General features: G+C 47.0%; 25 protein-coding genes. 4 read left to right on the top strand and 21 right to left on the bottom strand.

What is annotated here, in order from left to right; translation table 11 throughout:
• Positions 1-38 precede the first annotated feature (38 nt).
• Both rhlP and K1M91_RS08750 read right to left on the bottom strand, forming a co-directional pair.
• Complete coding sequence (gene rhlP, locus K1M91_RS08755) at positions 39-860, bottom strand: rhombotarget lipoprotein (RefSeq protein ID WP_232801366.1); 822 nt, start codon at positions 858-860, stop codon at positions 39-41.
• Between the two features lie 102 nt (positions 861-962).
• Positions 963-1,487, bottom strand: coding sequence for an NAD(P)H-dependent oxidoreductase (locus K1M91_RS08750; RefSeq protein ID WP_232801365.1), 525 nt, complete (start codon positions 1,485-1,487; stop codon positions 963-965).
• Positions 1,488-1,631: 144 nt separating this feature from the next.
• On the opposite strand from K1M91_RS08750, the gene K1M91_RS08745 reads away from it, so the two are divergent.
• The gene (locus K1M91_RS08745; RefSeq protein WP_232801364.1) at positions 1,632-2,534 is read left to right on the top strand and encodes a LysR family transcriptional regulator; all 903 of its coding nucleotides are present in this window, start codon (positions 1,632-1,634) and stop codon (positions 2,532-2,534) included.
• Positions 2,535-2,726: 192 nt separating this feature from the next.
• On the opposite strand, the gene K1M91_RS08740 is transcribed toward K1M91_RS08745, so the two are convergent.
• From K1M91_RS08740 to K1M91_RS08665, 16 genes are all read right to left on the bottom strand, one after another.
• Positions 2,727-3,413 carry a DapH/DapD/GlmU-related protein gene (locus tag K1M91_RS08740; RefSeq protein ID WP_232801363.1) on the bottom strand — a complete coding sequence of 229 codons (687 nt, stop codon included), beginning with the start codon at positions 3,411-3,413 and terminating at the stop codon, positions 2,727-2,729.
• A gap of 19 nt (positions 3,414-3,432) precedes the next feature.
• Positions 3,433-4,197: a phosphonate metabolism protein PhnP gene (gene phnP, locus K1M91_RS08735; protein WP_232801362.1), complete on the bottom strand. Its 765-nt coding sequence runs from the start codon at positions 4,195-4,197 to the stop codon at positions 3,433-3,435.
• Positions 4,194-4,838, bottom strand: a complete 645-nt coding sequence (gene phnN / locus K1M91_RS08730; RefSeq protein ID WP_232801361.1) for a ribose 1,5-bisphosphokinase — start codon at positions 4,836-4,838, stop codon at positions 4,194-4,196. Before phnN ends, phnP begins: the two co-directional genes overlap by 4 nt.
• Complete coding sequence (gene phnM, locus K1M91_RS08725) at positions 4,838-6,010, bottom strand: alpha-D-ribose 1-methylphosphonate 5-triphosphate diphosphatase (protein ID WP_232801360.1); 1,173 nt, start codon at positions 6,008-6,010, stop codon at positions 4,838-4,840. The genes phnN and phnM overlap by 1 nt, the downstream gene beginning before the upstream one ends.
• A 4-nt stretch (positions 6,011-6,014) precedes the next feature.
• Positions 6,015-6,788, bottom strand: a complete 774-nt coding sequence (phnL, locus tag K1M91_RS08720) for a phosphonate C-P lyase system protein PhnL (protein ID WP_232801359.1) — start codon at positions 6,786-6,788, stop codon at positions 6,015-6,017.
• 22 nt (positions 6,789-6,810) lie between these two features.
• Positions 6,811-7,632, bottom strand: a complete 822-nt coding sequence (gene phnK, locus K1M91_RS08715; RefSeq protein WP_232801358.1) for a phosphonate C-P lyase system protein PhnK — start codon at positions 7,630-7,632, stop codon at positions 6,811-6,813.
• Positions 7,625-8,521 (bottom strand): alpha-D-ribose 1-methylphosphonate 5-phosphate C-P-lyase PhnJ, encoded by an 897-nt coding sequence (locus K1M91_RS08710; RefSeq protein ID WP_282561113.1) that lies wholly within the window; start codon positions 8,519-8,521, stop codon positions 7,625-7,627. Before K1M91_RS08710 ends, phnK begins: the two co-directional genes overlap by 8 nt.
• Positions 8,505-9,650, bottom strand: coding sequence for a carbon-phosphorus lyase complex subunit PhnI (locus tag K1M91_RS08705; RefSeq protein ID WP_232801357.1), 1,146 nt, complete (start codon positions 9,648-9,650; stop codon positions 8,505-8,507). The genes K1M91_RS08710 and K1M91_RS08705 overlap by 17 nt, the downstream gene beginning before the upstream one ends.
• Positions 9,641-10,252 carry a phosphonate C-P lyase system protein PhnH gene (gene phnH, locus K1M91_RS08700; RefSeq protein ID WP_232801356.1) on the bottom strand — a complete coding sequence of 204 codons (612 nt, stop codon included), beginning with the start codon at positions 10,250-10,252 and terminating at the stop codon, positions 9,641-9,643. The genes K1M91_RS08705 and phnH overlap by 10 nt, the downstream gene beginning before the upstream one ends.
• Positions 10,249-10,722 (bottom strand): phosphonate C-P lyase system protein PhnG, encoded by a 474-nt coding sequence (gene phnG / locus K1M91_RS08695; RefSeq protein ID WP_232801355.1) that lies wholly within the window; start codon positions 10,720-10,722, stop codon positions 10,249-10,251. Before phnG ends, phnH begins: the two co-directional genes overlap by 4 nt.
• Positions 10,719-11,417 carry a phosphonate metabolism transcriptional regulator PhnF gene (gene phnF, locus K1M91_RS08690; protein WP_232801354.1) on the bottom strand — a complete coding sequence of 233 codons (699 nt, stop codon included), beginning with the start codon at positions 11,415-11,417 and terminating at the stop codon, positions 10,719-10,721. Before phnF ends, phnG begins: the two co-directional genes overlap by 4 nt.
• Positions 11,418-11,439: 22 nt before the next feature.
• Complete coding sequence (gene phnE, locus K1M91_RS08685) at positions 11,440-12,228, bottom strand: phosphonate ABC transporter, permease protein PhnE (RefSeq protein WP_232801353.1); 789 nt, start codon at positions 12,226-12,228, stop codon at positions 11,440-11,442.
• 78 nt (positions 12,229-12,306) lie between these two features.
• Entirely contained in the window at positions 12,307-13,311 is a 1,005-nt protein-coding gene (phnD, locus tag K1M91_RS08680; RefSeq protein WP_232801352.1) for a phosphonate ABC transporter substrate-binding protein, read from the bottom strand.
• Positions 13,312-13,337: 26 nt separating this feature from the next.
• Positions 13,338-14,177, bottom strand: coding sequence for a phosphonate ABC transporter ATP-binding protein (gene phnC / locus K1M91_RS08675; RefSeq protein ID WP_232801351.1), 840 nt, complete (start codon positions 14,175-14,177; stop codon positions 13,338-13,340).
• Between the two features lie 156 nt (positions 14,178-14,333).
• On the bottom strand, positions 14,334-14,945 hold the full coding sequence (locus K1M91_RS08670; protein WP_232801350.1) for a GDSL-type esterase/lipase family protein: 612 nt from the start codon (positions 14,943-14,945) through the stop codon (positions 14,334-14,336).
• 15 nt (positions 14,946-14,960) lie between these two features.
• The gene (locus K1M91_RS08665; protein ID WP_232801349.1) at positions 14,961-15,359 is read right to left on the bottom strand and encodes an STAS/SEC14 domain-containing protein; all 399 of its coding nucleotides are present in this window, start codon (positions 15,357-15,359) and stop codon (positions 14,961-14,963) included.
• A 150-nt stretch (positions 15,360-15,509) separates the two neighbouring features.
• Here K1M91_RS08665 and K1M91_RS08660 point away from each other — a divergent pair, with 150 nt between their 5' ends.
• The 3 genes from K1M91_RS08660 (at position 15,510) to K1M91_RS08650 (ending at position 20,019) form a co-directional block, all read left to right on the top strand.
• Positions 15,510-16,964, top strand: coding sequence for an NAD(P)H-hydrate dehydratase (locus K1M91_RS08660; protein WP_232801348.1), 1,455 nt, complete (start codon positions 15,510-15,512; stop codon positions 16,962-16,964).
• A 191-nt stretch (positions 16,965-17,155) separates the two neighbouring features.
• Entirely contained in the window at positions 17,156-18,379 is a 1,224-nt protein-coding gene (gene glgC / locus K1M91_RS08655) for a glucose-1-phosphate adenylyltransferase (RefSeq protein ID WP_232801347.1), read from the top strand.
• Between the two features lie 302 nt (positions 18,380-18,681).
• Positions 18,682-20,019, top strand: coding sequence for an erythromycin esterase family protein (locus tag K1M91_RS08650; protein WP_232801346.1), 1,338 nt, complete (start codon positions 18,682-18,684; stop codon positions 20,017-20,019).
• A gap of 75 nt (positions 20,020-20,094) precedes the next feature.
• On the opposite strand, the gene putP is transcribed toward K1M91_RS08650, so the two are convergent.
• The 3 genes from putP to putA form a co-directional block, all read right to left on the bottom strand.
• Positions 20,095-21,585, bottom strand: a complete 1,491-nt coding sequence (gene putP / locus K1M91_RS08645) for a sodium/proline symporter PutP (RefSeq protein ID WP_232801345.1) — start codon at positions 21,583-21,585, stop codon at positions 20,095-20,097.
• A 139-nt stretch (positions 21,586-21,724) separates the two neighbouring features.
• Positions 21,725-22,429 carry a hypothetical protein gene (locus K1M91_RS08640; protein ID WP_232801344.1) on the bottom strand — a complete coding sequence of 235 codons (705 nt, stop codon included), beginning with the start codon at positions 22,427-22,429 and terminating at the stop codon, positions 21,725-21,727.
• Complete coding sequence (gene putA, locus K1M91_RS08635; protein WP_232801343.1) at positions 22,426-25,593, bottom strand: bifunctional proline dehydrogenase/L-glutamate gamma-semialdehyde dehydrogenase PutA; 3,168 nt, start codon at positions 25,591-25,593, stop codon at positions 22,426-22,428. The genes K1M91_RS08640 and putA overlap by 4 nt, the downstream gene beginning before the upstream one ends.
• Between the last annotated feature and the right edge of the window lie 93 nt (positions 25,594-25,686).

Below are 25,686 nucleotides of genomic sequence, written 5' to 3'. Positions count from 1 at the left end.
AAACTCATGTTCTTGTATTAGTGATAGCTAGCGTGCAATTATCTGCTAAATTTTCTTACGACTCCTACTAGGAGCATTAGCATGATCAACCAACCCATGGCGCCGCCACTGTAGCCGTCGCTGTGTTCTATTTTCGCGACTTTTTCTTCTTTTACTCGGGTTTTAAAGCGCGCGAGTTCAGCGTCTAGGTTTTTAGTCATGTCTGCAACGGCTAAGCTAAAGCCTTCGCGTGATTTGTCATTAAGGGTATCGTCAACGCCAATGGCGGTACTTAAACGCTCTAGTTGGCTTACACCTGGTGCGCGAAACAGCATTTTTTGGCTGTTAATATCAAATACAGCGGTATCGACAAAGGTTTGCACTGAGTTTTGATTGCCGGGGATCATATACATGCCAACAATGGTCCAATAAAGCAGGGCGGCGTTGTTTTCCAGTGATTGCGTCACTTGATCGTAAGAGACCAGTGCAATAACGTCGATATCATATAGCCTTCCCACCTGTGAAAGGGTGGTAAAGCCTTGGCCACCTTGCAGATAAGTACTTGGGATCACTTCAATGTGGTCAATATATTCATAACCTGTAAATGATGATTTAACTGTATTGAGCAATGCTATTTGGTCTTTTTCATGAATGGGGTTACGGCTATAGCCCGTTGGTGGCACAAAGGCGATGCCCACCTTGACCGGTAACGTGAGCACGGGTAATTCTGGCTGGTGTTGAGTGCGGCTTTCGGGGTCGGGGTATAAAAAGTCAACCAAGCTACTTGAAACCGTATTTTTACCAACCTTGTTACTAACGAAACTGCTGCACGCGGTGAGACCAAACACGCTGATGAGCACTGCGATTAACTTTATTTTCATTATGTCACTTGCCTTAACACTTTCAATAACGGGTTGTTATTTAATGATAAGCGCTCTCAAATAGCAAGTTTAGTTTCCCCTCTTAGAGGGGACTTGGGTTGATTAATTTAACGTCGCCATTACTGATGCAAGTTTATCGAATAATTCGGGTGACGTTAGTTGTTGTGTATCAAGATCGAAATTGTCGTAAAAACTTGGAATGGATAGGCTCCCTTTAACATCGGCAGCAAAATAGGGCGCTGATGTTGTGGCCGCATTAAGCACTGACTGCGCGCCGCCTGGGCCTGGTGAAGTAGCAAGCATGATCACCGGCTTACCTTGAAACACTTTCATGTTAATGCGTGAAGTCCAATCAAATAAGTTCTTATAAGCGGCAGTATAGGAGCCGTTGTGCTCAGCAAATGAAATAACGATGGCGTCTGCCGCGCCGATTTTTTTGAAGAATTGTTGGGCGGCTAATGGAATACCGGTCTCATTTTCACGGTCGCTACTGTAAATCGCCATTTCGTAATCGTTAATGTCTAGCAGTTCTACTTCAGCATCTTTAACCAAAGAGGCGGCATAACTAGCCAATTGTTTATTGATAGACTGTTTTGAACTGCTTGCGGCAAAGGCTAATACTTTCATGATATTGCTCCTAAATGTGATGACGTTATTGTATGTTCTGCGCAGCGTCACAAAATGGTGTCAACTGTCTTGAACTGATGAAACTCATTCTATATCTGTTACTCTCATTGATTAATACGGTAAAAGTGGACTAACTGTTTCCATATGACTAGTAATAAGCTGTTTGAAGGCATTGAAATATTTGTGCAAGTTGTAAAGAGCCAAGGTTTTAGCGCGGCGGCAGAGCAATTGGGTCATTCCAGCTCCCACGTGAGTAAGGAAATTACTAAGCTGGAAACGCGTTTGGGGGTTCGCTTATTAAATAGAACCACACGCTCAATCGCCTTGACACCCGAAGGGGAAGCGTATTATCAGTATTGTACTCAGCTGTTGCAGGATGCTGAGTCCGCCATCGCCGCCATTACACAAAACAGTATTGACCCTAAAGGTACGCTCAAGGTCAGTTGCCCGATAGGTTTTAGCGCTCATTATCTGCAACCCATTTTGGCTCAGTTTTTGGACCTTTACCCCAATGTACGCCTGGATTTGGATTTAAGTGATAAGCATATTGATGTGATTGCTGATGGTTACGATTTAGCGATCCGCGCCACACCACAATTGGCAGAGTCGAGCTTGATTTGTAAGCGTATTTTTAAAACTAAGGCTTACGTCATCGCATCGAAAGGTTACCTCGAAAAACAAGGCCGTCCCTATCACCCTAGAGAATTAAATAAACACCATTGTATTTGCTATAGCAATTTAAAAAATCCAACGCGCTGGGAGTTCAGTTCGCAATCCGGGGAGCATTTTAGTGTCGATGTAAAAGAAAAAATGCGCTGCAACAATGGTCAAGCCGAGTTAGACATGGTGCTAGCCGACCAGGGCATTTGTCGTCTACCGGGCTTTTATTTAGATTCCGCCTTTGCTAATGAACAAATTGAAGCGTTGTTCCCTGAATTTATTCAACCGGAAGTGAATGTCTATGCGGTTTATCCCAGCCGCAAACACTTGTCACCTAAAGTGCGTTGTTTTATTGATTTGTTGAGTGAAGCGCTAACGGAAAATTAAAAGCGACCGCTTTGGCGAAGGTGTCAAAGCAGGTCCGTGTTTGCTGCTTATCTATCTAACCCGAATCTTGGATAAGCGAATATAGTATGTTTTTCTGCAAAAACGCTGTGAATATGTCCCTATAAGCTTTGCGTTTTCATCCCTGAAAACGAAATTTTGCCGTAAAACATACTTTATTTTGCTGTATTAGGCTTAAACAGAACTGAGGTTATCTACTGATTCATAGTGGGCTAAAAACGCCAAGCAATCTTGTTGGAATAAAGGCAGTGCGGTGCTGATTTTTTCATGGCGCCAATCCCACCAAGCTAGTTTATCTAAGCGCGGGCCTATATCTGCTTGTTCAAAGCGTGGCCGCAGCACCTTGGCGGGGTTGCCAACCACAATGTGCCACGCCGGCACGTCTTTAGTCACTATGCTGCCTGCGCCAACAATGGCGCCGTTACCTATGGTGATACCCGGCATGATAATGGCGCCGTGACCAATCCATACGTCATGGCCAATATGTACCTTATTTGCAGCACGCCAATTAAAAATTTCGGGGTCAACGCCGCTTTCTGCCGGGGCTGGCATGGCGTATTTTTGTGGCCGGTAGGTGAAGTGGTGTAAGGTGGGTCGCCACCAAGGATGATTGCTGGGGTTAACCCTGACGTTTGACGCAATAGAGACAAATTTACCCACTTCACATAGGGCTAAGTCAACGTCGTTTTGGGCATAGCTGTAATCGCCAAATTGTACATTGTCTAAGAGACTGCGGGCGCCAATTTCGGTCCAAATGCCTAGGGTGCAATTGTGAATTGATGCGCTGTCATGGACACTTGGCGCACTGGAAAGTGGTTGGCCTTGATTTACTTTTACGCTTGGTTCAACTTTGCTATTCATCTTTATCATACTCTTGGATTTAGTTAAAAGTTAACGCCATGTCATCATGTCCAACGCTGACATTATCGGGTAGGGGGTCTGTCGCGCTTAGTAAATACAAATCTAGCTCATGGCTAATATGAGTCAGTAGCCAATGGCAGTGTGGTAGCTGCTTGGCTAAGGCTAATACTTGGCGCAAATTGTTATGGTTGCTGTTTTCAACCAAAGGCGAGTAATTGCAATCGATGACAATGTGGCTGGGGGAGTTATCCAGCAGTATTTGCCAAGTCTCGTCTGGAATGCCCACCGTGTCGGTTAAATAGGCCAAGCAATGGTTTTGGTATTCAAATAAATAGCCATGGCAAGGTTTTGAATGTTGCATATTCAGTGGCGTGATAGCGAGCTTGTCTAAGCCATCAATATGAAAGGTTTGGCCGTGTTGATTCGGCGCTTGAAATGCAAGTAGGCCTGGGTGTTTATATAAATCATCGCAGCCATTTGGGTCGTTAGGGTGATAAACCGCAATGTTGGGCGCTAAGCCCCAACGTAGCTCAAACAGAGCTTGTACGTGATCAATGTGATAATGGGTTAGCAAGATAGCGTTAATGGTACCGGCGGGGAAGCGCTGCATCAGCCGTGGATGATTCGCATCCAATAACAAGGTTTTACCCTCAACCTCAAGTAAACCGGAACACAACTTACGCGCCAAACTAGGCTCGGTAAGGGCATTGAGACAAGCCTGACACTCACAGCCATAAACTGGCGCGCCTTGCACACTGCCGGTGCCTAATAAGGTAAATTTCATCGTATACAGAGTTCCTGTTGCTGCTGGTTTGATAAACTTTGCTCAGTGGTTTGGCTTTGGATATAGGCTATTAACCGCGCAGTGGTCTCGGTTAGGCTGTGATTATTGTCTAAGCGCCAACAGTCCAGCGGTAAGCTGCTTTGGTAATGCTGATTACGGGTTAGCCTTGCCATTATCTCGGCTTCAGACTCACGCCCGCGCCGGCGCAACCGCTCGGCTAATACGTCAGCAGATACCTCTAACGCGATCATGCGCAGGCGAGCGCCAAACAATTGCCTTGCCAATGAAATGTGTGCACGTGAGCCATTAAACAATACCGAGACGCCATTATCGAGTTGACGGTTAACTTCATTGCCGACGCCGTATTGGTAGCCATTGGCTTGCCATTGCATGGCAAATAACCCTTGTTGCTTTTGTTCACTGAACTCGGTTGGCGATAAGGCAATGTGATCTTCCGCCGTGCTATCTGGGGCCCGAGTGATATACCGGGGCGCAATATACAAAGAACAGCTTAAAGGTTGCTTGCGCAACGCATTGATTAAGCTGTCTTTGCCAGCCCCAGAGGGGCCGACCAGATAGAATAGTTTGGCACTGTGGTTAGCGCTTGCACTATTGTTTGCGCTGAGGCTAGTTGTGTGCATTAAAACACCCGTTCGCCTGTGCGCCATACTTGCATTACTCGTAGGCGATCTTCATTAGGCATTGCCAGCACTAAATCTGCCCGCTTACCTTCTTCGATGCAGCCGCGATCGTCCATTGCCAATGCTTTCGCTGGCGTTTTGCTCACCATTTGAATGGCTTGGCAAAGGTCGTATTGATTATTGCTATCCAGTGCCACTTGATAGGCGGCATCGAGCATGCTGGCAGGATAGTAATCCGACGATAAAATATCCAATACGCCTTCATTGGCCAAGGTTGCTGCAGCCACGTTACCAGAGTGAGACCCGCCGCGCACAATGTTCGGTGCGCCCATCATTACCTGTAAGCCAGCCGCATGAGAAGCTTTAGCTGCCGCCACTGTGGTGGGAAATTCGGCAATACAACAGCCCAAATCCGCAGACTCTTGAGCGTGTGCAACGGTCGCATCATCGTGGCTGGCTAGGGCAAAGCCACGGCGGCGAGCTGAAGCGGCAATGGCTTGGCGGTTTTTATCTGACCACAGCAGCGAAGCTTGGGTTTGCTCGGCTTCAAAGGCGGCCATTTCTTGCACATTTAAGCCATATTTACCCATGTAGTAGGTACGGTATTTTTCGCTATCAATGAATTGGCGTTGTCCTGGGGTGTGATCCATCAACGACACCATGGCAATCGGGCTTTTGGCTTTGCCTTGTTGGGTAAATTGCGGGGTAAATTTATTGACTAAGGTTTCAAAGGTTTCAAAGGTGTCTGCATTGGGTAGCTCGCAGCGCAAATGCAGTAAATGCTCGGCGCGATTATGGCCCGCTTGCTGGGTACTGACTATGGTACTTAACATGCGGTCAAGGTTGGCCAAGCGGGTGCCTTGATCGTTAATGTAGCCAATGGCGACTGCGTCTAGCACCGTGGTAATACCACTGGCAACCATTAAGGCATCGTGGCTGGCCATGGCGGAATGGCCCGGCCAATTCACTTTTGGTCTTGGGGTAAAAAACTTTTCTAAATTATCGGTGTGCAGTTCAATCAGCCCTGGCAGTAGAAAAGCACCTTGTCCATCGATGGCGCTACTTAGACTACTTTGCGTATCACTTAGAGTGCAAATTTTACCGTCGCGCACTTCTAATGAGCCGGTGATGATTTGATCGGCCAGTACCATTTTTACATTTGTGATGATCATGAAATTATCCTACGCGGTCGCTAATTGATTGAAATTCAGTTTGATTTTGATAGACAGCTGAGTCAGTACCACTGGACATGTGATGTAAGCGGTCAGCGACTTGGTCTCGCACCCAAGTGTCGTGAAAAATGCCAACAATGGCGGCGCCGCGTGCTTTAGCTTGATTGATTAGCATGATGACTTGCTCAGCGTTGTGTTGGTCGAGTGACGCGGTCGGCTCATCGAGCAATAGCAAGGGATAATCAACGGCAAAGCCACGTGCAATATTGACCCGCTGCTGCTCACCCCCTGAAAATGTTGCCGGTGCGAGTTGCCATAAATGTTCGGGTACATTTAATGTACGCAGTAAATGCTGCGCTTTTTCCTTGGCTTGCTCACGTGGTATGCCATTTTCAAGTTGTGGTTGCATCACGATATCAAGGGCTGAAAGACGGGGTATGACTCGTAAAAACTGACTCACCCAGCCGATAGTTTGTTGGCGCAGTTTGATTATTTGGCGCGGACTGGCTGTTGCCATATCAAGCCAGGTTGACTCAGTTTGATCACTTTGCTGATGAGCTGGCTGGCGGATCAATAGTTCACCTTGGTCAACTTGGTAGTTGCCATATAGGGTGCGCAATAAGCTCGATTTACCTGAGCCAGAGCTGCCATTGAGAACCACACATTCACCGGCATAAATGGCTAAGTTTTGCTGTTGCAGCACCGCTAAGCTGGCCGCACCTTGGTTATGTAAAACGAAGGTTTTGTTAATGTTTTTTGCAACCATGAAAGGTTCCATGAGGTGACTCCTTCTCTTGTGGCTATTGTTGCAACACCGATGACACCAGTAACTGGGTGTAGGCATGTTGTGGATCGTCTAACACGCGGTCGGTTAGACCCGTTTCAACGACTTGACCTTGTTTCATTACCATAATGCGGTGAGCGAGCAAGCGTGCCACGGCGAGATCATGAGTCACTATGACGACGGCTAAATTAAGTTCAGTCACCAGGTTACGGATCAAATCCAGTAATCTCGCTTGTACCGACACATCTAAGCCGCCAGTAGGCTCATCCATAAACACTAATTTAGGATGGGTGACCAGATTACGAGCAATTTGTAAGCGTTGCTGCATGCCGCCTGAGAACGTAATGGGCAGGTCGTCAATGCGATCTGCGCCTATCTCTACGGCCGTTAGCCAGTTCAATGCTTGGCGACGAATGTCGGCGTAATTACGCGCGCCCACTTCCATTAGGCGCTCGCCGATATTACCGCCAGCGGAAATTCGTGGTCGTAAGCCATCCATTGGGTGCTGGTGGACAATGCCAAAATCCGCTCGCATCAGCTGACGCCTTGCCGCTTCTGAAATTTGATATAAGCTGGCTGCTGGCATTTGGCTATTGCCTTGATAAATGACTTCGCCTTGCTGTGGCTCAAGTCGACCTGACAAGGTTTTAAGTAAGGTGGTTTTGCCTGAGCCAGATTCACCGACAATGGCCAATACTTCACCGGGAAATAAATTGAGGTTCACAGGTTCAAAGCCTTTACCGGGTGCGTAAAGTTTACTGAGTCCTTCGGCGCGCAGTAATGGCGCCTCGGCTGGGTCGTTGAATTGCGCGGGTAATGCTTGGGCTAAATTATCCATGAAGCGCCTCCTCAGCTGCGTTTTTTGCCAGTTGTCCTTGGCAATAATCGGTGTCAGAGCAAACAAACATGCGCTGACCTTGATCGTCGATGAGCACTTCATCTAAAAAGCTTGTTTCACTGCCACATAAACTACAGGGTGCTTGCCATTGCTGAATGCTAAAGGGATGGTCCTCAAAATCGAGGCTCGCCACATCGGTATAGGGTGGAATGCAATAGATGCGTTTTTCACGACCGGCGCCAAACAGCATTAATGCATTTGATTGATGCATTTTTGGGTTATCAAATTTAGGGATCGGTGAGGGATCCATTAAATAGCGGCCATGCACCATCACGGGGTAGGCATAGCTAGTGGCGATGTAGCCGTATTTGACGATGTCTTCGTAAAGCTTCACTTGCATCGAGCCATACTCGCCCAGCGAGTGCATTTTTTTGGTTTCGGTTTCTCTTGGCTCGATAAAGCGCAGCGGCTCAGGGATTGGTACCTGAAACACTAATATTTGGTCGTTACGCAATGGTTGCTCTGGAATGCGGTGACGGGTTTGGATCACACTCGCTTTGGCGGTTTCTGTGGTGGTTTCCAAGTGGCATACCTTGGCAAAAAACTGACGAATCGATACCGCATTGGTGGTGTCATCGGCGCCTTGGTCAATCACTTTAAATACGTCATCTTGACCTAAAATAGAGGCACTTAACATGATGCCTCCCGTGCCCCAACCGTAGGGCATGGGCATTTCTCGGCCACCAAACGCGACCTGATAGCCGGGTAGGGCGACGCCTTTTAAAATGGCGCGACGGATCATGCGCTTGGTTTGCTCGTCTAGATAACCAAAGTTATAGTCTTGCTCAGGCTCAGTGGCACTAACGATTTGATTAAAGGACTGCATCATTGTGCTCCTGGCTTTGCTTGTGGTGTTTGTCAGCAGAGTCCTCTGCGTGGGCAGGTTGCTGCATTTTTCTAAGTAGCTCTAACTCCGATTGAAAATCAACGTAGTGGGGCAGTTTAAGGTGCGACACAAAACCTGCGGCTTCAACGTTGTCGGCGTGGGCTAAAACAAATTCTTCATCTTGGGCGGGGCCTGCCACCGGCTCGTTGTATTGCTTGGCTTGTAAGGCGCGATCAAGTAGCGCCACGGCCATGGCTTTGCGTTCATTAAAGCCAAACGATAAGCCGTAACCGCGGGTAAAGTGCGCTGGCGCGTCTTCTGGTTTGATAAAGCCATTGACCATTTCACATTCAGTTAGCAATACGCTGCCTATCTCGATATTGAAACCGAGCTCTTCGGGGCAAATTTCAATGGGCACTTCGCCGCTGCGAATTTCACCCGCAAACGGGTGATTACGGCCATAACCACGTTGGGTGGAGTAAGCTAATGACAATAAATACCCTTCATCGCCACGGCTAAGTTGCTGTAAGCGGGCTGCGCGTGAACAAGGATAACTGATCGCTTGCTCGGTAATGTCAGCTGGGATTTCACCGCTGTCCGATTCAGCTTCGGCAAAGCCTTGTTGCGCTAATAGATCAAATACCTTGCTAAAAGGCGCCGCATTGCTCTCCGCGCTGGCGGATTTAGCTGCTTCGTGATCGGGTTCGTGATCATTCGTCACGCCTTCTGCTAACAAGCTAAAGTCTAATAAACGATGGCTGTAATCGTAAGTCGGACCAAGTTGCTGTCCGCCGGGTAAGTCTTTGTAAATGGCTGAAATACGTCTTTGCACGCGCATTTTCTTACAATCAAGAGGCTGACAAGTTGTTAACATTGGCAAGGTGGTGCGATATGCACGCAGCAAAAAAATCGCTTCAACCTGATCGCCACTGGCTTGCTTAATGGCCAATGCGGCCAATTCGCGGTCGTAGATACCGCCTTCGGTCATCACGCGCTCAACCCCAAGGCTGAGTTGCTGCTCTATTTGTTTAACGCTGAGCTCGGTAATATTGACATCACCACGGCGGCGCTTAGCCTGCAATTGGTGCGCGGCGGCAATGGCTTTCTCACCGCCTTTTACTGCTACATACATGGGATTAACTCCACTTTGGTGGTTCGGCTAATGGCTAATAATTGCTGCTGGTGACACAGCAAAATATCAATGCCTAGCGGGTAGGTGTGGCAAGGATTAATCAGGTATTCCACTAAGCTTTGGCTTAAGTTACCAAGTTGCACGGTGCGAGAATGCTCAATACCGGGGCCGGTTAATTTAAATTCTGGGCCGCGATCAAAGCCGTTGCTTTGGACTAATAAAGTAGTGCCTGATTCAGGGCTGGTATCAGTGCCACATTTTAGTTTTGCCATATTGACTCCTTCACTGTGGCTGACCACGGCGAAATCGGCATTCACTAACGCGCTGGGCTTGGTATTGCAATGAAACGTGAGATTGCGCTGCGCTTGATTGATGGTGGCATCTCCGTCTATTTCTTCTAATCGCGGACTTAAATACAGCGGCGTATGTTGGTCACATAAGCTCATCAGTATTTGAGTCGCGGATGCACACAGGGGCGCAAAGCCAAGGTGCTTGTCTAAGGTCACAATATGACCAGGCTCGCTAAGGGCTTTGAGCACTTGGCGAAAGCACGACTGGCTATGCTCAACTGGCTGACTAAAACCGGGGGCGATAATGCTCATTCGTCTTCTCCTCTGACGACAGTGAAAAAGTCCACCTTAGTGGCGGTGGCTTGGTCACTGGTTTGGCGTTGTTGGCGTTGAATTAATTCGGCAAGAGGTTGAATGAGCCCCGCCTGTAAACGTAAGTTGTATTCAGGCTGTTGTAATAAAGCATCAGCAATGGCGCCAAGTAGCGCATGGCGTTTGTGGCGGCCTTGTAAATAGCCGTAACCAGTGGTGCCATCTTCTAGTCGCACTGCGGCGCGGGTAATGGTGGTATCAGCAAAGTTAAAGCGCTCACCAGCACCGCCAATGCGGCCTTGAATGCGGGCAAGACCAATTTCAGGTTGGCGGATCACTTCGCAAGGCGGGTCTAACTCAAGTTGTTGCCAATGTTGTAATAGTTGCTCGTACGGTGCATTGGCGATGACGGCGAGCCAATGCTGTCTGGCACTAATGTTGGTAGTCTCTGTTGGGGTTGAAACGCTCATAATGGATGCTCCAAGCTAAGCTCGACCAGCTCAGCTCTAATGTGTGAAACGGAAAATTCAAATGGCTGATGTTGCTGATCAACATTGATGCTTTGTAAGCGCAGTAGCGGGGTTTTGCTGGGCACTTGCAAGCAGGCACTGTCGTTAGCACTGGGTAATTGCGCGCCAATAACCGTATGCTGACGCTTAAGAGTGATGTGACAATGCTGTTTTAAAAACTGATGCACCGAACCTTCTTGATAGCGGCCTAAGGCAATTTCATGTTCACCTAATTTAAAATGGTGAAACACGAGGCTTACTGGCGTGTCGTCAATAAAGCGCAATGTTTTTAGTTGCACCACTTGGCTAGCAATCGGTATTTGCAGCGCTTCGCTAATGCGTTCACTGGCATCAACGCGACATAAGTTAAGTAATTGGCTAGTCGGCGCCGCGCCAATGTTAAGTAAGTTGTCGGTAAACTTAGCGCCAGCGTGCAGGGGATAGCGCACTGGCTTGCTGAGCACCATTACCCCTTTACCTTGCTGGCGCAGTAACCAACCTTTACCTACTAGCTCGTCAATTGCGCGGCGCAAGGTATGGCGATTAACCTGATAACGCTCGGCTAAGCGTTGCTCGGCAGGCAAGTATTGGCCAGCGTGGTAAGCTTGGCTTATTTCCTGCTCTAAACTCAGTGCGATTTCTTGATAACGTGCCATCTGAATTCTCGATTAATCAGTGTTAGATAAAGAGTTTACGAATACGTTGCGAGCCAAAATCTAACAAACTCACGGTAACGATAATGATCAGCATCACGGCGCACGTTTGCGGGAACATAAAGCCACGAATACTTTCCCATAAAATCACACCAATCCCGCCAGCTCCGACCATGCCGACCACTGTTGCTGAGCGCACATTGGATTCAAAGCGATACAGTGAAAATGAAATCCACAGTGGTAACACTTGCGGGATCACGCCATAAACAATCTCTTCAAGCTTGTTAGCGCCCGTTGCTCGCACCCCTTCAACTTGGCCGGGGTCGATGGCTTCAACGGCTTCGGAGTACAATTTTGCCAGTACCCCGGTGGTGTGAATAAATAACGCCATTACACCGGCAAATGGTCCCAGTCCCACGGTGACGACAAACAACATGGCAAAGACCATTTCGTTAATGGCACGCGCCGCGTCCATCAGTCGGCGGGTAGGCTGATAAACCCAAGCTGGCACCATATTTTCAGCGCACATTAAGCCTAGGGGCACAGACAAAATAATAGAAAATAACGTACCCCATAGTGCGATATGCAGGGTGATCAACATTTCTTCGAGGTAATAAGAAATGTTTTTAAAGTCAGGTGGAAAAAAGTCAGCAGCAAGCTCGGCCATGTTGCCGGCGTCTTTGACTATTTTCATTGGTGCAATTTCTGCCCCTTGCCATGACCAAGATAATACGGCGATAACGAGTGCCCACATGATCAAGGTAAACCAAGACGTACGTGGCGGTGATAAAGGGTCTGCGGCTGCTGAATTCATGATAACTGCCTTACTTGTCTAGATAACTTAAAGTCTAAAAAAGCCGAGCTGACGCTCAGCTTTTGGTTTGGCGATGGACTACTGCGCCATTGCCGTTAGTGCATTTTGTTGACGTGTTAGCTCTGCTAACTCGGTGTCGATAACGGCCAATTGAGTGGCTTTTTTCGCTTCATCAATCTCAGTATCGTTTGAGATTTGGATGCGGTTTTTGAACAACACTAATTGACGAATAGGCAGCAGTTGTAGGTCGCTAGAGGCTTTGAACGGTGCCCACTGCAGCGCTTTAAGAATGGCTAACTCTTTGGCATCACCTGTAGTGCCATAGCTCATGAAGAAGTCATAAACCTTGTCTTTGACGTTTTCAGGTAAGTTTTTACGCCATACGATAGGATCTGAAGGAATTAGCGGTGATTTCCAGATAACTTTCAGCTGAGCAAATTTGTCTGGCGCCGTCTCTTTAAGGCGATCCATGTTTTCAGTGTTGCCTGTGGCTACATCCACTTGCTTAGCCGCGGCGGCCAGTGCGTTAGCTTCGTGGCTTGAGTTCATTGAGCGTTTAAATTCTGAAACAGAGACATTGTTTTTTGCGAAAACATAGTAAGAAGGCACTAAGAAGCCAGAGGTAGAGTTTGGATCGCCGTTACCAAAAATGAGGTCTTGGCGATTGGCTAACACGTCAGCGAGGTTGTTTAATTTGCTGTCTTTATGGGTAACGAGCACGCTCCAGTAACCAGGGTTACCTGTTACATCAACTGTTTGCGCAAAAATTTCACCGCCAGCGCGGTCTACCGCTTCCATCGCTGATTTGTTGCCATACCAAGCCACATCCACTTTGTTAAAGCGCATGCCTTGGATGATGCCTGCATAATCGGGAGCAAAAAAAGCTTTTACCTTATAACCGGTCTTTTGCTCCATCGCTTCTAAAAACGGCTGCCATGAGGTTTTTAGGTTTTGCTGCGATTCAGTCGAAATGATACCGAAGTTGATGGTGTCCATTTGCTCTTGAGCATATACGCCAGTAGTTGTCGCAGCGCTTGCAATCAAGGTGGTGGCAATAGCGGTTTTTTTGATCAGCTTTAACATGTCTAACATTTCCTTTTTATTTTTAATTAGGCTGTTTGAGCCCAGAGTCGTGGTACAGGTTGGTTTGTTTCGATGCTTTTGGTTGGCGTGACTTTGGATCCATAGAGGGCGGCAAGGGTGCTTTGGTCGAGCTGCTCACTAGGCCCATCAAAAAACACTTCGCCTTTTTTTAACGCCACTACGCGAGGGCAATAGCGAACGGCGTAGTCAACTTGGTGTAAGGTCACCACTACCGCTATGCCTTCTTTTTTATTGATGTCACTGAGAATGTCCATCACGATGCGAGATGATTCAGGGTCTAGGGAAGCAATGGGCTCGTCAGCGAGAATGATTTTGGCTTGTTGCATTAACGCGCGGGCAATAGCGACGCGTTGCTGCTGGCCGCCTGATAGGTTAGAAACCCGTTGTGAGGCAAAATCAGCGAGGCCAACGCGTTCAAGGGCGTTCATGGCTTGTTGTTTTTGCGCTAAGGTGAAGCGTCCGGTTAAGCTACGCCATAGAGGTGTGCTGTTTAAGCCGCCAATTAGCACATTTTGTAGCACGCTTAGGCGGGTAACGAGGTTGAATTGCTGAAAAATGTAGCCAGTTTGACAGCGACTGGCGCGCACGGTGTTACAAAATTTTCCGTTTTTCTGTACTGGCACACCTAGCACTTCAATATAACCGTTACTTGGTTTGTCATTGAGGGTTTTGTCGCCGCAAACTAAGCCGTTTAAATGACGTAAAAGGGTCGACTTACCGGAGCCAGATGGGCCTAAAAGTGCAACCATTTCCCCTTGTTCAACACTTAAGTCCACATTTTTTAAGGCATGGTTGTTGGCAAAATGCTTGTTCAGTTGTTGTACTGAGATGACCTGCTTATTCATAACTCAATTCCGTCTTGGGTTTGGTTATAAACTAAGGGGGAAATATGACAGTGAGCTTATCTAGATAAGTCAGTTTGGTTAACGTTTTGTGGTGATTTGATGAAGGGAGCAGACTAAGCCAAAACTAACGTTTTGGCTGTAACAACCATGTGCAGGTTACATAATATGTATTTTTTTGGCCAACGCGGATGCGAATGCTTGATAGCCTTGGCTATTTAAATGCACCGCATCGGATTTCATTGCTTTGTTATCCAGCAAGTCACTTAATACATTAAGCTCTGCGACTAACTGATGGCGTTTGGCCAGCTCTTCATATAAAGGGACGGGCTCTAAAAAAATCGCTGGTTTAGGCACACCCACTAAGATGATGTCAGCTTGATAAGATTTGATCAGGTTAATCATTTGCTCTAAGTTGCGCGCTAAGGCGGACAAAGGCAATTTACGTAATAGATCGTTACCGCCATAGCAAAGGATCACTAAATCGGGCGCTGTCTCGTCAAGGATACTTTGCAAACGGGCTAAGCCTTGCGCACTGGTTTCACCTGAAATTCCTTTGTTGATAACCGTAATGCCGAGTTGCTGACTGAGTATACTTGGATAACTTTCACTGGTACTGGCGCCAACCCCTTGGGTTAAGCTATCACCGAAAGCCACAACAACACTGTCTCGGGTTAAGTTAATTTGCTGACCGCTATCAGAGCAGGCTGCAATAAAACAGCAAAGGCTAAGGATTAAATAGCGCCAAGTACTTAAGGTAAATCGAGTCATTTAGGCTCCGTCTGATTATTCTGCTTTAGCATGTAGCCATAATAACGCGGTGCGCTCGTCATGAAATGTTTTAATTTCACCGGAAATAAACCAGCTTCCAACTTTAGCTGCCAAGTCTTGCCAGTCTTTATGTCCAACAATGGCTATTTTACTAAATTGCGCTCCATGTTTGAGGCCAAGCTTAAAATCGTCCCATGCCGCTCTTAGCTCCCAGCCCTGAAACTGACTGATATCGGCCAGCACTTTAACATCGGCATTGGGCACTTGTTTTATCGCTGCCTCGAGCATGGGAGTGATCAACTCATAATCTTGGTGGGTTAATTTACCCGTGGCGGTTAAGGTCATAAATATTTGTTGGTCGATACGATCAATACCGATGGCTAGACCATGTTTTTGGGTTGGTTTGTTACTCATAGGGACCTCGTTTTACTGGTAGTTTAATGTTAAGCATAGTGCGCTTTGAGTGTTTGGCGCTGTGATTTAGTGTTGTTGTATTTGTGACATTTTAGCTCGTAGCGCTGTTCAGTAACTATACTAAGCAATATGACTAGAGGGGAAGTGACAGTGAAAAACGACACCGTACTCAGTGCGTTACAGGTTAAGCAAGCGGAACAAGCATGGGCAAACCAGCGTGGCGGCGAGACCTGGCCGCTAATGGTTTGTGCCAGTGAAAGCTTTGTGCGCCACTTTTTCCCCTCTATTTATCAACAAGGGAAACACAGCCCCTTACCTAAGATAACTATAGTGGTGGGTTGCGGCAATAACGGTGGTGATGGTTATTACATTGGTAAGCTGTTATTGGACGCAGGTGTTAATGTTAGCTTGATTGCCCCATTTGGTGCGCCCAAGGCTGGGATTGATGCAGAGCGTGCGGCGCAATGTTTTCGCGATGCAGGTGGCAGGGTGCTGTCTGAATTGCCTGAAACCTTAGATGATAACTCAGAGCATGTCGCCATTGACGCCTTGTTTGGCAGTGGCCTATCAAGCACCTTAAGTTCACAGTGTATTCATTGGGTGCAACAGATAAATAGCCAGTTTGCGACCATTTATTCGGTTGATGTTCCCAGTGGGTTAGATGCTGATACGGGACAAGCCATGCCCGTTGCTGTTAATGCGAGTGCCACTCGTAGCTTTATTGCTTGGAAGCCTGGTTTACTTACTGGTGATGGGCCTGCTTATTGTGGTCAGCTAACACTCGATAATTTAGGCATCACATCGACAGGTGACTGGAAGAGAAATTCTGCCGTAGTGCTACCAAATCGTTTTGGTAACACTTACAAGAGTAAATATGGCGAGGTCAGCGTTGTAGGTGGTCATCAGAATATGGCCGGAGCTGCGTTGATAGCCACTCAAGCCGCATTGAATGCTGGGGCGGGCAGAGTGTATATCCATTGTGACCCTCGTTATTTTGCTGCTAGCGTATCGCATCGACCAGAAATTATGTTGTTAGATCATATCGATCTTCATGACAGTCAATCCGTTTGGGTAATAGGTCCCGGTTTAGGGCGTGATTTAAATGCCACTCAAGTACTGAAACCTTTTGTGTACCCCGATCACCATTCAACAACTTGGCGTGGGGTGCTTGACGCAGATGCACTTAGATATATCGCAAAGGTAGCTAATTTTAATGCAACCAATTGGGTGTTAACGCCCCATGAAGGTGAAGCAGCTGATTTACTCGACTGGTCGATTGACTGCGTGCAACAAGATAGGGCAGCAGCGGCATTGGCGTTAAGCTTAAAGTATCAAACTGTGGTGGTGCTAAAAGGCGCGGGCACATTAGTATGTAAGGGGAAAAAGCTAATATTCTGCCACGTCGGTTCACCAGCCATGGCCACCGCAGGTATGGGCGATTGCTTAGCGGGAATAATAGGCGCTTTAATGGCGCAAGGCTTATCTGCGTTTGATGCAGCAGTTGCTGGGGTGAATTGGCACGCGAGTCTTGGTTTCGCCCTTGCCAAAACACAACGAGTGGTGCTTGCGAGCGATATTGTAGCAAAGCTTAAAAATAAGGTTTAACGGGTAAAGCTAGCAGAGAGTCAGTGCACGACTTATGCACAAATGGTTTAGCGGTACTCCTCATGATGGTGCAGCCTTGTCTGTGATTTTTTAAAAATCTATATAAATCAAAAGGTAGTATTTTGGCTTAAATATTGCTCCATGTTCTAAATATGGCTAATTTTTGTTGCACTATATTTGGGAGAGAACAGATGCAAGATACGCTAACAGTGGTTTTAGCTGGTGGAATGGGTTCGAGACTGAGCCCATTGACCGATGATCGTGCCAAACCCGCAGTGCCATTCGGCGGTAAATACCGGATTATTGATTTTACTCTGACCAACTGTTTGCATTCTGGCTTGCGCCGAATTTTGGTGTTGACCCAGTACAAATCACATTCATTGCAAAAACACTTACGCGACGCTTGGTCTATTTTTAATCCTGAACTGGGTGAATACATTACCGTGGTCCCGCCGCAAATGCGTAAAGGTGGTAAATGGTATGAAGGCACAGCCGATGCCATTTATCATAACTTGTGGTTGCTTTCACGCAGTGGTGCTAAGTATGTGGTGGTGCTGTCTGGCGATCATATCTACCGAATGGATTACGCGCCAATGCTTGAAGAGCACAAAGCGAATAACGCAGAGTTGACCATTGCCTGTATGGAGGTTGCAAAAGAAGAAGCAAAAGAGTTTGGCGTGATGGCGATAGATAACCAGCAGCGCATCGTGTCATTTGTTGAGAAACCTAGCAATCCACCGACCATGCCCAACGATCCCGATCGTAGCCTTGCATCAATGGGAGTTTATATTTTTAACATCAGCACGTTAACTCAAGCTTTGATAGAAGATGCAGAGAATCATCATTCTAGCCATGATTTTGGCAAAGATATCATTCCAAAACTGATTGATCGAGAGAGTGTTTATGCTTATCAATTTGGCAATGATAAAGGCAGGGTCGCGAAAGATTGTTATTGGCGTGATGTTGGAACCATAGATTCATTTTATGAAGCCAATATGGACTTACTTGAGCCCGTGCCCCCCTTGAACTTATATCAACCCGACTGGCCTGTACGCACCTTTGAAGTGCAATTTCCGCCAGCGCGAACGGTTTCTTCTGATACGGGTAACGAAGGTATTTTTATTAACTCAATTATCGCCAATGGCGTGGTTAATTCAGGAGCTTCAGTGCAACGGTCGGTTATTTCAACCAACGTTAGGATCAACGATGGTGCAACCATAGTAGACAGTATTCTATTTGATGGGGTGCGGGTAGGTAAGGGGTGTCAGCTTGCGAATTGTATTATCGATAAGCATGTTGATATTCCCGCCAACACTCAAATTGGTATTAATAAAGCGGAAGACGCTAAGCGGTTTAACATTTCAGAAAAAGGGGTGGTGGTGGTACCAGAAAGCTATCAGTTTGAAGAAGTTTAGCTATTTTAACAAAGGTGAAACTGTTGCAGCCTTTTTTCGTCAAGGCAACTTGTGCGGGTAGGGCTGTAAACCCAGTGCGCTTAACAAAACGACTGCGTTTTAGAAACCTTTAAGCAACATACCCGCAAACAACTTAGTTATGTTCTAAAACATTCTCGTTCATACGGCTGAGCGTGAGTGTGATGAATGCTTCAACTTATTGACTTTTATATATTTTAGATTTTATTGCCCGGTGGGTCACAGACTTATTTCGCTAAAAACGTCATGATGTTTTTTGTGGGTATTCTATCAGGGGGTAAGAAATGAAATGTAAACTGATGCTGTTAAGTAGTGCCATCGTGTTAGCTGCATGTGGTGGCGGTGGAGGAGGGAATGCGACCTCTACGCTCACAGAAATTGCTGGTCTAGAATACAGTGAGATTACCAGCACGCAAATGAGTTCAGACAATACCGATATAAAGCCTATTATCGATCGCGTTAAAGATTATGATTTAGTGAGCTTAGGCGAGCCATCTCATAATGGCTCTGTCGTGCATTTTATTAAAAGTCGAATTTTGCAAGGGTTGCATCAGGAAGGAAAACTCGATCTTGTTGTATTTGAGGCGGGTTTTTATGATGGACTGGTGGCTTGGGAGCAATACTTAACGGGCAAACAACCTTTAATTGAAGCCATCACAGGGCCTCATGCAAACTTTATGTATATGCAGCGGCATAGTAAAGGTGTATCGCAAATTGTTAATTATATTAACGATCTTGACCAAGTGAATTCACCGTTGATACTGGCGGGGTTTGATTCAAGAATAAACAGTGATCCTGCTTGCCTCGTTAAAGAAGGTGACGTAACTAGTATTATGTTACAAGAGCTTGACCAGTATTTGACGGACAGCAGCTTATCAGTAGACAACTTAATGGATGTTTACACTATTGCGCCAGTGATGATGTGCTCATGGCACAACCCGGATGTGACCTACAACCATAATCAAGCTTTACATCAACAACTCATGTCTGCCCTAGTCGCCCTTGAAAAGGTACTTGAACAACAAGCTAAACTGGAAGTCATCCCGGAGTATGATCCGACAACACCAAGAAATTTTCGCCAATATGCCAGTTTTTGGCTGCAAGTCGTTAAAGGTATGCAAGGGCACGCCCAAATGCAGGTCAATGATTTAGATTATGCTAAGGCTGATGTTCGCTCTGCAGATAACTTACGTTGGCTTCGAGATGTCTGGTTTAAGACTCGCGGACAGACTGCTATCTGGTCGCACAACATTCATATTACTAAAGTTGAGCATACGGTGCCGCAAGCACTGGTAAAACAGCAACCTGAAATGACTAGTTATGTAATGGGCGTGATAGATAATGGCGGCATGTATGCGCCTTACGTTCCGCAATATGAAACTTGGGCAGAGGATGCATTTGCTATAAGTCGTGATAAAGACACGGTCAACTATTTGCTAGGCTCTGCAGGGATCCCCAATGCGTTCATAGACTTCAATGAAACGAACAGTTCAAACCTGATATTTTCTGGCAAGTTTAAATTAGCTTTTCACGGTGGCGCTGCGCAATATGTTACACCTGCGGAGATCATGGATGGCATGCTCTTTATTCCAGTAGAAGAAGCAACCGTTTCTCGTTATTGAAGTGGGGCACAGCGAGGTAAAGTAATAAAGTAGCGCCCAACAGGGCGCCACTTTGGGTTAAATTAAATGCGTTATTTATTCAAATTCAACCAGTTTTTTCTCAAAATCGGCATGTTGCGCTTTAACCACTTCGTTAGGCTCAGCAGTGGCTAAACTTACGCCAATAATGGCCAGTGTTGAAAAGATAACCCCAGGAACAATCTCGTATACGTCAAACCAACCACCAGTAAGTTGTTTCCATATCACGATCGTTACCCCGCCAATGATGATCCCTGCCAACGCACCATTACGGTTCATGCGACGCCAGTACAAACTTAACACCAGTGCAGGACCAAATGCCGCGCCAAAACCTGCCCAAGCATAAGAGACTAAACCTAATACTGAACTATCGGGAGACATGGCTAAAGCCAGTGCAATTAAAGAGATAAGGATCACCGCGAAGCGGCCAACTTTAACAATCTCTTCAGTAGACGCATTTTGTTTAACCACTTGTTTGTAAAAGTCTTCAGCCAATGCAGAAGAAGAAACCAGTAATTGTGAATCCGCGGTACTCATGATGGCCGCTAAAATTGCGGCGAGTAAAATGCCTGCAATCACCGGATGGAACATGGCGTTAACCAGTATCATGAATATTTTTTCGCCATCGGCTAGCTCAATGGTGCCTGAATTAACATACACCAAGCCCACTAGTCCCACGAGCATCGCGCCGGTCATTGAAAGGGCTGTCCAAATCACCGCAATACGACGTGCCACAACAAGATCTTTGTTAGTGCGGGTGGCTTGGAAACGCGCCAAAATATGCGGTTGACCAAAATAACCTAAGCCCCAAGCTGCCAAAGAGATGATAGCAATGGCACTGAGAGGTTCGCCTTTGACGTCATTCCACAAAGTGAGCAATTCTGGATTGATGGCGGACAAGTCATTGGATAGTTGGCCAAAGCCCCCATCTAATGCAGCAATGGGGACAATAAGTAGTGCTGCTGACATCAACAAGCCTTGCACTAAATCGGTCCAAGATACGGCTAAAAAGCCACCAAACAAGGTATAGGACACCACGCAAGCCGTGCCAATAATGACGGCAATGCTGTAATCTAAACCGAAAACGGTTTCAAACAATTTCCCACCTGCTACTAAGCCTGAACTGGTGTAGAACAAGAAAAACAGCAATATGAAAAAAGCAGAAATGGTTTGAATCAGCTTCGATGTGTCATTAAAACGACGTGATAAAAACTCAGGCAACGTGATTGAATCAGTTGTAATGCTGTAAGTGCGCAAGCGTTTAGCATTAACCAGCCAGTTAGCCCATGTGCCGAGTAACAGACCACCTGCTAGCCAAAATGCTTCAACACCGGCGGCATAGGCGTAACCGGGTAAGCCCAGTAACAGCCAGCCACTCATGTCAGACGCACCAGCAGAGAGCGCGGCAGGCCAAGGGCCTAAACTGCGGCCGCCTAAGAAGTAATCACTTGAGTTTGATGTGCGCATATAGGCTATTGCACCTATGGCTAGCATCATTATCAGGTAGGCGATAAAGGTTGCCGTGATTGCAAAACTATTTTCTATCATTCGATAGTCCTCATTATGGTTAGTTGCTTTCCGTGCCCCAAGAACTCAATTTCAAACAGCTTGGTGTAAACCTCTGTTTTAAAAATCATACTTGGGCATTTACTCAGGCAGTTTAATTACGCCCAAGTAACCAAGAAAACTAGTGGGCAGCGCTACCAAGCTCAAGCAAGGTTGCATTGCCGCCCACCGCGGTTATGTTGATAGTGCGCGTGCGCTCAGTAATAAAGCGTAGCGCCAAGAGTGGATCGTGAGCGAGGGACATCGCTGGCAGATCCGTTTCGGATACTAAGCCGACGATAACACCGTCGCGCTTAGCCAGTTGCAAGTTGAGGCTTAATTCAACCTGTGATGATCCTATGTAACCCGCACTGCGAATATCACAACCTAGTAAAACCGGATAGGCGTCGAAAGCGATAATGTGCAGTAAATGCGCAGGTAATTGAGCTTGCTGCATGGCATTGTTAACAGCGTTATTAAATGTAATATCGTCACTGCATAGCAGTACAGCATTGCCAGCCAACAGGGCAGCACTGAGCATCGCCATCATACTTTGCTGAGCTTGCTGGCAATGGTCGGTATTGTCTAAAATGAGCAGGGCAACACCGCGCCCAGCGGTATAGAGTTCATTGGTTTCACCCGTTGGGCCGATTAAGCGATGAGGCTGGGCTAACCATTTTTTACCTTGTTCAAGGTGAAATTGACAAACCTTAGCCAAGGTTGCGTTACCTTGCTGTAAAGCCGCACTAAAAGCCTGTAATTGCGACAACTTATGGTCAAATGGGGCTAAGTTCCATTGTTCCCAAGCTTGCTGGGCATCGGTAAAACGTGTCACGTGATTGATCATGATATTGCTCCTGATGCCTTGGCTTCGCTAATGATTTGCTGCTCGGTTATGTGCTGTTCCGTGAAACGATACAAGTAATGCGGGCCTCCGGCTTTGGGCCCTGTACCCGATAGGCCTTGCCCACCGAAAGGCTGTACCCCAACTACCGCGCCTACTTGATCGCGGTTGATGTAACAGTTGCCGACTCGTGCGTGTTGCTCAATCCAGCGGTAGGTGGTTTCGTTACGGCTGTGTATCCCCATGGTTAAACCAAAGCCTGTTTGATTGATTCGTTCAACCACTTGGGCTAGCTCGCTGGCTTTAAAGCGTACTATGTGCAGTATTGGGCCAAAATGCTCTTGGGTTAAGCAACTGATATCGTCAATTTCAAAGGCCGTTGGTGGCACAAAATCACCTTCAGTGCAGGCATTATTCAATGGTAGTTGGGCTACTTTACGCTGGGTTTGGCTCATGTGCTCAATGTGAGTAAGCAGTTTTTGTTTGGCGTTGCTATCAATCACTGGGCCTACGTCAGTTTGATGTAAATAGGGTAGGCCGACGTTGAGTTCTTCCATCGCTCCTTTGATCAGCGCAATCACGCGCTCGGCAATGTCTTGCTGGATAAATAGTACGCGCAGCGCGGAGCAACGTTGACCAGCGGAAGCAAATGCACTGCGAATAACATCGCGTACCACTTGTTCAGGCAGCGCGGTACTGTCGACGATCATGGCATTTTGGCCACCCGTTTCAGCAATAAATGGCACTGGCTTAGCGACACGACTGGCAAGAGAGATATTAATGCGCTGGGCGGTGGGGGTAGAGCCAGTAAATGCCACACCAGCAATAGCGGGGTGACTCGTAAGGGCATGACCGATATCTGTACCGCGCCCCGGTAGGTATTGAATGACGCCAGCAGGAAAGCCAGCCTCGGCCATTAAGTCAACAGCGCGCGCGGCAATTAAACTGGTTTGCTCGGCAGGTTTAGCAACCACTGTATTACCCGCTACTAATGCCGCACTGATTTGACCAAGGAAGATAGCCAAAGGGAAGTTCCATGGGCTAATACAGACAAATACCCCGCGACCTTGACGGGTGCTGGTACGGGTAACGCCATCAAAACTCGTTAAGGTTTGCGGTGTTAGCTGCTGAGCTTGTTTGGCGTAGTAGCGGCAAAAATCCACGGCTTCACGTACTTCATCAATGCTGTCGTGAATGGTTTTACCGGCTTCTTGATGGCAAAGCGCAGTAAACTCTGCCAAATGTTGTTCCAGTAAGTCTGCCAGTTTTTCCAACATGGCTGCTTTTTCAGTCACTGGCGTCTGCTGCCAAGCAGGAAAGGCGGCTTCTGCTCCGGAGATGGCGGCGGTCACATGCTCTTGGCTAGCAAAGGCGACACTGCCGACTTGAATGCGGCGATCATAAGGAGCCGTAATGGTTTCAATATGAACGTCATTGGTTTGGAATAACTGATCAAACAGTGCCACACCATTAATGATCGGCCCTGCTGTCCATTGCTTGCTGAGTAAGTGATGGACTTGAGACTCAAATGGCTCGGCTTCACTGATAATATCGACATTGATACCCAGTGAGTTGGCGCGATCAGGGAACACTTGTCCTGGTAACGGGATCTGGGTGTTATTGAAGCTGTCATAGCTTGTCAGCATATCTACAGGATGCTGTGTTAAGGTGTCGATGGGACAACGTGCATCCACCAAGCGATGCACAAAAGAACTATTGGCGCCATTTTCAAGTAATCGGCGCACTAAGTAAGGCAGTAAGTCTTTATGGCTACCAACTGGAGCGTAAATACGCACAGATTGTTGATAAGCTGCCATGGCGTGGTTATAAAGGGCTTCGCCCATGCCGTGTAAGCGCTGAAACTCAAAATCTTTATGATTAGCCATGACCGCAATGGCGCTGACGGTTTGCGCATTATGGCTGGCAAACTGTGGAAAAATATTGCCACGCACAAGATCGCTTAACAAAAATCGAGCACAGGCTAAATACGCTACATCAGTTGCTTCTTTACGGGTGTAAACAGGGTAATTGGCATAGCCCGCTTGTTGCGACCATTTAATTTCACTGTCCCAATAGGCCCCTTTGACTAACCGTAGCGGGATCAAATCCCCTTGCTCTTTAGCTAACGCGTTGAGCCAAACTAAAACAGGTAAAGCACGCTTAGAATAGGCTTGGATCACCAAACCAAACTTACCCCAGCCCTTGACCACATCACTGCGATATAGCTTTTCAAATAGTTGCAGTGACAGCTCTAACCGATCGGCTTCCTCGGCATCGATGGTGATCGCAACATCTAGTTCAACGGCGCGGCGCAGTAATCGACTAAGGGTTTCATAAAGCTCAGTAAGAACTCGGGCTTTGTTCGCCACTTCATAACGCGGATGTAATGCCGATAGCTTTATGGACACCGACGGTGCAGGGCTGGTTTTACTGGTGTATTGATCTTTGCCAACGGCTTCAATGGCGGTTAAGTAATCCTGATAGTATTTCTTGGCGTCTGCGCTGGTTAACGCTGCTTCTCCAAGCATATCAAATGAATAGGTGAAACCTTTGTCTCGCATTGGGCGACCTTTGTGCTGCGCCTCATTAATATTGCGACCAAGCACAAATTGATGGCCCATCACCTTCATGGCTTGATGCATGGCTTGCCGGATCACTGGCTCAGACAGTTTGTTCACTAACTTATTGAGTGCTTGGGTGGGACTTTGTGGTGCCGGATTGCCAAGACCAATGACTTTGCCTGTAAGCATTAAGCCCCAAGTGGAAGCGTTAACAAAAACTGAGTCTGAATGGGCCAAATGCGATTGCCAATCAGCAACGCTGAGCTTGTCTTTAATCAGCGCATCAGCAGTCGCTGAGTCGGGAATACGCATTAAGGCCTCGGCCAAACACATGAGTAAAATGCCTTCTTGGGTGTCTAAGCTGTATTCCAGTAGCAGAGCATCAATCATTTGGATTGCGTTTTTATCGGCGCGAATAGCTTTGATGAGCTGGCTGGTTTTATCGGCGATTTGCGCTTTTTCTGCGGCCGAAGGGGTTGCTAAGGGTAACAGCTCAGTTAGCCATTGGGTTTCATCCACCATATATAATGGCGAAATCAGCGACCAAAGTTGGTCAAGAGGTTGCTCATGAAACGCTGCTTTTAACACATCCGTGGCAGTAAACATGCCTTCTCCTTTGATTTCACTATCGACTCGTTTAATAAACAAGCCGAGAAAATTACAATGGCTGTCAGTGTATTTTGGGTGGCAGAGTATTAC

This window comes from Motilimonas sp. E26 (genome assembly GCF_021278025.1).
In the GTDB taxonomy this organism is placed as follows: domain Bacteria; phylum Pseudomonadota; class Gammaproteobacteria; order Enterobacterales; family CBDFNC01; genus Motilimonas.
The sequence above is the reverse complement of the archived record's forward strand: the minus strand, read 5'-3'. Positions and strand labels throughout refer to the sequence as shown.

Bases quoted from the DNA above. Each gene is read 5' to 3' on its own strand.
- phnK (WP_232801358.1), bottom strand. From the start codon at position 7,632: ATGGATAATTTAGCCCAAGCATTACCCGCGCAATTCAACGACCCAGCC.
- phnF (WP_232801354.1), bottom strand. From the start codon at position 11,417: ATGGCACGTTATCAAGAAATCGCACTGAGTTTAGAGCAGGAAATAAGC.
- phnC (WP_232801351.1), bottom strand. From the start codon at position 14,177: ATGAATAAGCAGGTCATCTCAGTACAACAACTGAACAAGCATTTTGCC.
- K1M91_RS08750 (WP_232801365.1), bottom strand. From the start codon at position 1,487: ATGAAAGTATTAGCCTTTGCCGCAAGCAGTTCAAAACAGTCTATCAAT.
- phnN (WP_232801361.1), bottom strand. From the start codon at position 4,838: ATGCACACAACTAGCCTCAGCGCAAACAATAGTGCAAGCGCTAACCAC.
- K1M91_RS08640 (WP_232801344.1), bottom strand. From the start codon at position 22,429: ATGATCAATCACGTGACACGTTTTACCGATGCCCAGCAAGCTTGGGAA.
- phnE (WP_232801353.1), bottom strand. From the start codon at position 12,228: ATGAATTCAGCAGCCGCAGACCCTTTATCACCGCCACGTACGTCTTGG.
- K1M91_RS08740 (WP_232801363.1), bottom strand. From the start codon at position 3,413: ATGAATAGCAAAGTTGAACCAAGCGTAAAAGTAAATCAAGGCCAACCA.
- K1M91_RS08745 (WP_232801364.1), top strand. From the start codon at position 1,632: ATGACTAGTAATAAGCTGTTTGAAGGCATTGAAATATTTGTGCAAGTT.
- phnD (WP_232801352.1), bottom strand. From the start codon at position 13,311: ATGTTAAAGCTGATCAAAAAAACCGCTATTGCCACCACCTTGATTGCA.
- glgC (WP_232801347.1), top strand. From the start codon at position 17,156: ATGCAAGATACGCTAACAGTGGTTTTAGCTGGTGGAATGGGTTCGAGA.
- phnG (WP_232801355.1), bottom strand. From the start codon at position 10,722: ATGAGCGTTTCAACCCCAACAGAGACTACCAACATTAGTGCCAGACAG.
- putP (WP_232801345.1), bottom strand. From the start codon at position 21,585: ATGATAGAAAATAGTTTTGCAATCACGGCAACCTTTATCGCCTACCTG.
- phnP (WP_232801362.1), bottom strand. From the start codon at position 4,197: ATGAAATTTACCTTATTAGGCACCGGCAGTGTGCAAGGCGCGCCAGTT.
- K1M91_RS08650 (WP_232801346.1), top strand. From the start codon at position 18,682: ATGAAATGTAAACTGATGCTGTTAAGTAGTGCCATCGTGTTAGCTGCA.
- putA (WP_232801343.1), bottom strand. From the start codon at position 25,593: ATGTTTACTGCCACGGATGTGTTAAAAGCAGCGTTTCATGAGCAACCT.
- phnH (WP_232801356.1), bottom strand. From the start codon at position 10,252: ATGAGCATTATCGCCCCCGGTTTTAGTCAGCCAGTTGAGCATAGCCAG.
- K1M91_RS08665 (WP_232801349.1), bottom strand. From the start codon at position 15,359: ATGAGTAACAAACCAACCCAAAAACATGGTCTAGCCATCGGTATTGAT.
- phnL (WP_232801359.1), bottom strand. From the start codon at position 6,788: ATGGAACCTTTCATGGTTGCAAAAAACATTAACAAAACCTTCGTTTTA.
- K1M91_RS08705 (WP_232801357.1), bottom strand. From the start codon at position 9,650: ATGTATGTAGCAGTAAAAGGCGGTGAGAAAGCCATTGCCGCCGCGCAC.
- phnM (WP_232801360.1), bottom strand. From the start codon at position 6,010: ATGATCATCACAAATGTAAAAATGGTACTGGCCGATCAAATCATCACC.
- K1M91_RS08710 (WP_282561113.1), bottom strand. From the start codon at position 8,521: ATGATGCAGTCCTTTAATCAAATCGTTAGTGCCACTGAGCCTGAGCAA.
- rhlP (WP_232801366.1), bottom strand. From the start codon at position 860: ATGAAAATAAAGTTAATCGCAGTGCTCATCAGCGTGTTTGGTCTCACC.
- K1M91_RS08670 (WP_232801350.1), bottom strand. From the start codon at position 14,945: ATGACTCGATTTACCTTAAGTACTTGGCGCTATTTAATCCTTAGCCTT.